Below are 324 nucleotides of genomic sequence, written 5' to 3'. Positions count from 1 at the left end.
CAGATCCATCGCGGGCTGCGCCTGCGTTTGTGCTTCAATATGGCGCGATGAGGTCACAGTCAGCGCCAGACCGCTGCCCTGCGCGCGTCCGTTCTGCATCACTGTGTTCAGCTGGCTGGCAAAGTCGATATCGCGCGCCTGATACCCGGGGGTATCCGCATTGTCAATATTTGACGCCAGAATCTCCTGACGCTGTGCACGCAGGTTTAACGCTTCGGTACCAAATCACAGTGCGGCATCGAGTTTGTCGCGCATGCTTCCCCCGCGAATGAAAATTTTGAGCTGACAGCTTCATCGGAGGATTGCAAGGGCGATCGTCTGAAT

1 pseudogene is annotated in these 324 nt (G+C 56.5%); it reads right to left on the bottom strand.

What is annotated here, in order from left to right:
- Positions 1-255 (bottom strand): annotated as a pseudogene (gene flgB / locus SB719_RS19355) (flagellar basal body rod protein FlgB); the annotation flags it as partial.
- Positions 256-324 lie beyond the last annotated feature (69 nt).

Origin of the sequence: Pantoea sp. SIMBA_079, from assembly GCF_046940275.1 — a bacterium.
GTDB lineage: Bacteria > Pseudomonadota > Gammaproteobacteria > Enterobacterales > Enterobacteriaceae > Pantoea > Pantoea borealis.
Note: the sequence above shows the minus strand (reverse complement) of the source record. Positions and strands in the feature narration are given on the sequence as shown.